Origin of the sequence: Allobosea sp., from assembly GCF_036675845.1 — a bacterium.
Lineage (GTDB): Bacteria > Pseudomonadota > Alphaproteobacteria > Rhizobiales > Beijerinckiaceae > Allobosea.
This window is the reverse complement of record NZ_JAKFED010000029.1, coordinates 1-6,258: the sequence shown is the minus strand read 5'-3', so window position 1 is coordinate 6,258 and position 6,258 is coordinate 1. Positions and strand designations below refer to the sequence as shown.

General features: G+C 68.2%; 6 protein-coding genes. All 6 read right to left on the bottom strand.

Annotated features, from left to right (window positions below; genetic code table 11):
- Positions 1 to 837, bottom strand: an 837-nt coding sequence (gene dusA, locus V6M56_RS02260) for a tRNA dihydrouridine(20/20a) synthase DusA (RefSeq protein WP_332680949.1), incomplete at its 3' end; no start/stop codon positions are given.
- A gap of 236 nt (positions 838 to 1,073) precedes the next feature.
- On the bottom strand, positions 1,074 to 2,582 hold the full coding sequence (locus V6M56_RS02255) for a Fic family protein (protein WP_332680948.1): 1,509 nt from the start codon (positions 2,580 to 2,582) through the stop codon (positions 1,074 to 1,076).
- Positions 2,583 to 2,754: 172 nt separating this feature from the next.
- Complete coding sequence (locus tag V6M56_RS02250; RefSeq protein ID WP_332680947.1) at positions 2,755 to 3,060, bottom strand: hypothetical protein; 306 nt, start codon at positions 3,058 to 3,060, stop codon at positions 2,755 to 2,757.
- Between the two features lie 25 nt (positions 3,061 to 3,085).
- A complete protein-coding gene (locus V6M56_RS02245) occupies positions 3,086 to 4,633 on the bottom strand; it encodes an aspartate ammonia-lyase (protein WP_442881055.1) in 1,548 nt (515 codons plus the stop codon).
- A gap of 17 nt (positions 4,634 to 4,650) precedes the next feature.
- A complete protein-coding gene (locus tag V6M56_RS02240) occupies positions 4,651 to 5,331 on the bottom strand; it encodes an orotate phosphoribosyltransferase (RefSeq protein ID WP_332680946.1) in 681 nt (226 codons plus the stop codon).
- 42 nt (positions 5,332 to 5,373) lie between these two features.
- Positions 5,374 to 6,258: dihydroorotase (gene pyrC / locus V6M56_RS02235; RefSeq protein WP_332680945.1), on the bottom strand; the 885-nt coding region annotated here is incomplete at its 5' end.

The following is a 6,258-nucleotide window of genomic DNA, read 5'->3' as shown; positions in this document are numbered from 1 at the left end:
GGCGTGGAGACGCCCGCCGCGCTCCAGATGCGCGGCGATGAAGGGTTCGAGCGCCTCCAGCATCTCGAAGGCATCGGCCACCGGCGCCGCCTCGCCGAACAGCAGCGGATCGACCTGGAGCAGTACTTCCGGGTTCTGATAGGCCTCTCGACCAAGCATGACGCCGTCGAGATGGGCCAGATGCGGCAGCCATTCGGCAGGGGCGCGGATGCCGCCATTGACGGAGATCGGCAGGTCGCGATTGGCGGCCTTCAGCCGGTAGGCGCGGCTGTAGTCGAGCGGCGGAACCTCGCGGTTCTCCTTGGGCGAGAGCCCCTGCAGCCAGGCCTTGCGGGCGTGGACGATCAGCGCGTCGACATTCGCCGCGCGGACCGCGGCGGTCAGAGCGTCGAGCGCCGCTTCCGGGTCCTGGTCGTCGACGCCGAGCCGGCATTTCACCGTGACGGGGACCCTGACCGCCGCCTTCATCGCCGCGACACAGTCGCCGACCAGCGCCGGCTCGCGCATCAGGCAGGCGCCGAAAGCGCCGCCCTGGACCCGGTCGGAGGGGCAGCCGCAGTTCAAGTTGATCTCGTCATAGCCGTAATCGGCGCCGATCCGCGCCGCCTGCGCCAGCAGGTCGGGATCGTTGCCGCCGAGTTGCAGCGCGACGGGGTGCTCGAAAGGATCGAAGCCGATCAGGCGCTGCCGGTCGCCGCGGATCACCGCCTGCGCCGTCACCATCTCGGTATAGAGCAGGGCGCGGCGCGACATCAGGCGATGGACGACGCGGCAATACCGGTCGGTCCAGTCCATCATCGGCGCCACGGAGAATCTAATAAACTGATATTGCTTCATTTTTTCATTTCGGAACGTCATGCGCGCATCATGCGCACTCGATCTTACGCCATGAGGCGGTGTCTTTCCCGGGTTCTCGATGTCTTCGCGCAGGTGGAGCCCGCGCTTCCGCCAGCTTCACTAAACCAAAAACCGGCTTTTGATGAGCCCGGATAGCACACGGCCCGGCCGAAGTCGGAGCAACGCCGTAAAGCGACCGCTCTTTTGCGGCGGCCCACCGATACAGCTTTGCGCCTTCAGAAATCCGCCCGAAGATCGGCATAGATGCCCTCGATCCGGACCAGCTCGTCCTCGGTCAGGCCGGCGAATTCGCGCTCGCACGCCCGCTTCGAGAGCCGCCCGTCATTCTGGCGCAGGAAGCGGAACAGCAGGTCGATCAGCCTGTCCGGCATGTCGAGCATTGCCAATATCCGGCGCTTGAATGCGTCGTAGGCCTTCAGGAAAGCCGTCTCCGCCGGCAGGTCGACATCGACCGTCCGGGCGACGCAGGCGAAAAGGAATTCTGCGTGTGGGGTCGCATCGAAATAGCGGTAGAAGTCGATCGTGTCGTTGAGGACCTCGACATTGCCGCGATCGGTCGGCCGCCAGCGCAGCTGCGGCAGCAGGCGGCGGGAATAGCTTTCCAGGGTTCGGCGGTAGTCGTCGATGCGGTCGAGGATGACCGCCGAGACGGGGAAGACCAGACCCGGTGGATTGAAGCCGCGCTCGGCCAGGACATGGTGGATGAGATAACGGTGGAGGCGGCCGTTCCCATCCTCGAAAGGGTGGATATAGACGAAGCCGAAGGCCAGGACGGCAGCGGCGAGCACCGGGTCGAGCTCCTGGGCCGCTCCCCTGTCGAAAGCCACCAGCCCCTCGACCAGCGCCGGCAGGTCCCCGGGCTGCGCACTGATGTGCTCAGGAATGGGCGCCCCCGTACTGCGCTCATGCTCGCCGACGAAGCCGCCATCGGTCCGCAGGCCCAGATGGACGAAACGCGCGTCGCCGATGACGATACGCTGCAGTCGCTCCAGCTCGTCGCGCTCGATCGGACGCCGGCCCGCCTCGCCGATCACCTGACCCCAGCGCTGGATGCGATCCTGTGGCGGGTCCTCGCCCTCGATCTGGAAGCTCGACCGTGAATCCTTCAGCAGCAGGAAGGCCGCCGTCCGTGCCAGCAGGTCGGCCGGCACCTCGGCGATCAGGCGGCGGGCCTCGCCGGCAAGATTCCGGGCAACGAAGGCGTCGAGCACCGGGATCCGGGAGATCATCGGGCAAAAAGCCGGCGTGCCGGGCAGGTTGTTCTTCACGCGATGGCGTGTCGAGGTCACAGCCGCCGCCGCCCATTGCCGTTTCGGATCGACGACGGGGACATACGCCCCCTGCCCGGCATCGGGCAGGTCGAGCCGTTCATCCAGCATCCACTCATAGAGAAACCACAGCCGCCGGGCATAGCCGCCGGTCGGGGCCGCGCGCACGATATCCGCGATGGCGGCGGGCCCAGTGGCGCGAAACACCGTCTTCAGCACCGCCAGATCCAACCCCTCATAGCGCAGGGCGAAGGTCAGGTGCCCGGCGAGATCAGCCTCAGGCGCGTGCCGCGGCGTGTAGAGGCTCCAGCCATCCGACTGGTAGAGCTTGTGACGAGGACCTATCGCAGCCAGGGTGAGCGGGATCGGGACGGAGAGGTCATAGGCATCGATCAGGGCCGCATAACCGACCGGCGTCGCCGCTTCCGGCAGCCGGCGGCCGTGAAAAGCGGTCATCGCCCCCGAGAATGGCTTCCTTTGCCCGGCGCCCATGAAATACAGAACCATCCCATGAAAAACAGTTACTGAAATCGTATTTCATGAAAATGGATAACTTCAAAGACAATTCATGCAGACGAAGCCGTCGCCCTGAAATTCGATCCCCCAGGGCGTCTCGAGCGCCGGCGCTTCAGGCGAGTTCGGCCGCGCCGATCCGGTTGAGCAAGGCGAGGCGATGCGCCGGGTCGGCGGCATGCGGGGCGAGCGCCGCCTCGATCAGCCCGGTGAGCTGCTGCAGCGCGCCCTCCGCGACATCGACCGCGAGCGGGCGGCCGTCATAGGCTTCGGCGAAGCGGCCGGCGAGGTCGGCGAGCAGGCGCAGCAGCGCGACATGCTCCGGCTCGCTCGCCCGCAGTTCCAAGGCGCGAGCCTGGAATTCGAGATAGGTGTTCATGCTGCCCTTCTGCTGGAGCAGCCAGTTCAACAGCTCGTTCATCGTCCACTCCGGTAGAATGTCGCCCTCAGGGGCGCGGCGATGCCGCGGGTTTCGGCCGCGACGGCGCGGTCATCGCCTCGATCTTCAGCAGTTCGTCGAGCTCGGCGCGGGTGAGCAGGCCTTCCTCGAGCACGATCTCGGCGACCTTGCGCTTCTCGGCGAGGGCGCGCCGGGCGACCCGAGACGAGGCCTCGTAGCCGAGCCGTGGCACGAGCGCCGTGACGAGGCCGATCGAATCCTCGACCAGCGCCAGGCAGCGCTCGCGGTCGGCCTCGATGCCGGTGACGCAGCGCGTGGTCAGCGTCGTTACCGCCGCGGTGAGGTGGCGCAGCGAGGAGAGCAGGCAATAGCCGATGGTCGGCTCGAAGGCGTTGAGCTGGAGCTGGCCGCCCTCGGCGCAGAGCGTCACCGTCAGGTCATGGCCGATCACCAGATAGGCGACCTGGTTGACCACCTCCGGGATCACCGGGTTGACCTTGCCCGGCATGATCGAGGAGCCGGCCTGGACCGCCGGCAGCCGGATCTCGCTGAAGCCGGCGCGCGGCCCGCTGGAGAGCAGGCGCAGATCGTTGCAGATCTTCGAGAGCTTGACCGCGACGCGCTTGAGCACGCCGGAGAACAGCACGAAGGCGCCCATGTCCGAGGTCGCCTCGATCAGGTTCGTCGCCGGCACCATGGGCTGGCGGGCGGCGCGCGACAGCTCCTCGATGGCGAGCGAGGCATAGCGGGCGTCGGCGGTGATGCCGGTGCCGATCGCGGTGGCGCCGAGATTGACCTCGCGGAACAGCGCCGCCGCCTCGCGCAGCCGCGAGACATCCTCCTTGATCGTGGCGAAGAAGGCGTCGAACTCCTGGCCGAGCGTCATCGGCACGGCGTCCTGGAGCTGGGTGCGGCCGATCTTGAGCACGTCGGCGAACTCGACCGCCTTGGCCTTGAAGGCGAAGGCGAGCTCGTCGAGCGCCGCCATCATCGGCTCGGTGGCGAAGATCACGGCGAGGCGCAGCGCCGTCGGATAGGCGTCGTTGGTCGATTGCGCCATGTTGACGTCGTCATTGGGATGGAGCGCGGCATAGTCGCCCTTCTCCCGGCCCATCAGCTCGAGCGCGACGTTGGCGATGACCTCGTTGGCGTTCATGTTGGTCGAGGTGCCGGCCCCGCCCTGCACGGCATCGACGACGAACTGGTCGCGAAAGCGCCCTTCGACCGCGATCAGCTCGCAGGCGCGCTCGATCGCCTCGGCCTTGGCGGCCGGCAGGTTGCCGAGGCGGCGATTGGCGCGCGCCGCCGCCTGCTTGACCAGGGCCAGCGCCCGGACGAACTCGGGAAAATGGCCGACCGGCACGCCGGTGATCGGGAAATTTCCGACGGCGCGCAGCGTGTGCACGCCCCAATAGGCATCGGCCGGCACCTCGATCTCGCCGAGCAGGTCGTGCTCGCGCCGTGTCGAGACCTGCCCCAGCGCGATCTTCTGCGTCGCCGCGAGCTCGACGTTGCCGGCGCCCGGCGGGTCGGTGATCGGCGCGGCTGCCGCGGCATCCGCCATGGCGGCATCGTTCCGGGGCTTCGATTTCATGGCAGGTTCCTTCCGGATCAAACGCGCGGCGAAAGGCCGGCTCGGCCGCCATGGCGCGTCGACCAGGCGACGGGATCGGCAAGGAAGCGCTCGATCTCGGCGCGGTCCTCGACCACGAGCTCGCGGCCGGCATCGGCGCGCAGGACATCGGCCCAGGTGGCGAGCGGGTGCAGGCTGAGCCCGGCCTCGCGCAGCCGCTCGCCGGCGCCCGGAAAGACGTCGTGGTAGAAGATCGTCAGGACGTGCTCGACGCTGGCGCCGGCCGCCCGCAGGCCGCGCGCGAAGCCGAGCTTGCTGCCGCCATCGGTGGTGAGGTCGTCGACCAGCAGCACGCGCAGGCCCTCGACCGGCCCGCCCTCGACCTGGGCGTTACGGCCGACACCGAGCGGGCGCTTGCGGACATAGCGCAGCTTCAGCCCGGTGCGGTCGGCGAACCAGGAGGCGAAGGGGATGCCGGCGGTCTCGGCCCCGGCGACGGCGTCGAAGCTGCCGGCCGGGAAAGCGGCATCGGCATAGCGCACGGCGAGATCGGTGACGGCGCGGCGCAATTGCGGATCGCCGAGCAGCAGGCGGACATCGACATAGACCGGGCTCGCCCAGCCGGCCGCGAGCACGAAGGGCTGCTGGCGGCTGACATGCACGGCGCCGGCCCGGAACAGCAGATTGGCCACCGCCTCGCCGATCGCGCTGTCGCTCATGACCTGCCCTCGCTGTCGCTCACGACCTGTTCCCGCTGTCGCTCATGGCCTGACCTCGCCGATCGACCAGGGCAGGCTCTCGGCGCCGCGGAAGATCACGACCTCGCTGTCCTCGACCTCGACCGCCGCCAGCGCCCGGCTCGGCCGCCGCTCCAGCGTGATCGTGCCTTCGTTGAGCGGCAGGCCGTAGAAGCGCGCGCCATTCTCGGACGCGAAAGCCTCGAAGCGGTCGAGCGCACCCGCTTCGTCGAAGACCTGGACATAGGTCTGCAGCGCGGTCGCGCCGCCGAAGACGCCGGCCGAGCAGCACTCGGCCTGCTTGGCACCGCGCAGATGCGGCGCCGTGTCGGTGCCGATGAAGAAGCAGGCATCGCCGGAGGTGACGGCCTCGCACAGAGCGAGGCGGTGGCTCTCGCGCTTGGCGACCGGCAGGCAGTAGAGATGCGGCCGCAGCCCGCCCTGGAACAGCGAGGTGCGGTTGATGATGAGGTGATGTGGCGTAATCGTGCCGGCGGCACGGCCGGCATGGGCGCGGACGATCGCCACCGTCTCGGCGGTCGTGACATGTTCGATCACCACCTTCAGCCCCTGATGGCGCTTCAGGAGCGGCAGCATCTCCTGCTCCATGAATACCGCCTCGCGGTCGAAGATGTCGACTGCCGGATCGGTCGCCTCGCCATGGACCAGCACCGGCATGCCGATCTTCTCCATCCGCTCCAGCACGGGGCCGAGCGCGCGGATATCGGTGACGCCGTGATGGGCGTTGGTGGTGGCGCCGGCGGGATAGAGCTTGGCGGCGGCCCAGACGCCGTCGCGGAAGCCGCGCTCGATCTCCTCGGGCACGGTCGTATCGGTGAGATAGCAGGTCATCAGCGGCGTGAAGTCGCAGCCTTCCGGCCGGGCGGCGAGGATGCGCTCGCGATAGGC

What these genes read in the sequence shown, in the direction of transcription:
- V6M56_RS02255 (WP_332680948.1), bottom strand. Translation starts at nt 2,582, where the DNA reads ATGACCGCTTTTCACGGCCGCCGGCTGCCGGAAGCGGCGACGCCGGTC.
- V6M56_RS02250 (WP_332680947.1), bottom strand. Translation starts at nt 3,060, where the DNA reads ATGAACGAGCTGTTGAACTGGCTGCTCCAGCAGAAGGGCAGCATGAAC.
- V6M56_RS02245 (WP_442881055.1), bottom strand. Translation starts at nt 4,633, where the DNA reads ATGAAATCGAAGCCCCGGAACGATGCCGCCATGGCGGATGCCGCGGCA.
- V6M56_RS02240 (WP_332680946.1), bottom strand. Translation starts at nt 5,331, where the DNA reads ATGAGCGACAGCGCGATCGGCGAGGCGGTGGCCAATCTGCTGTTCCGG.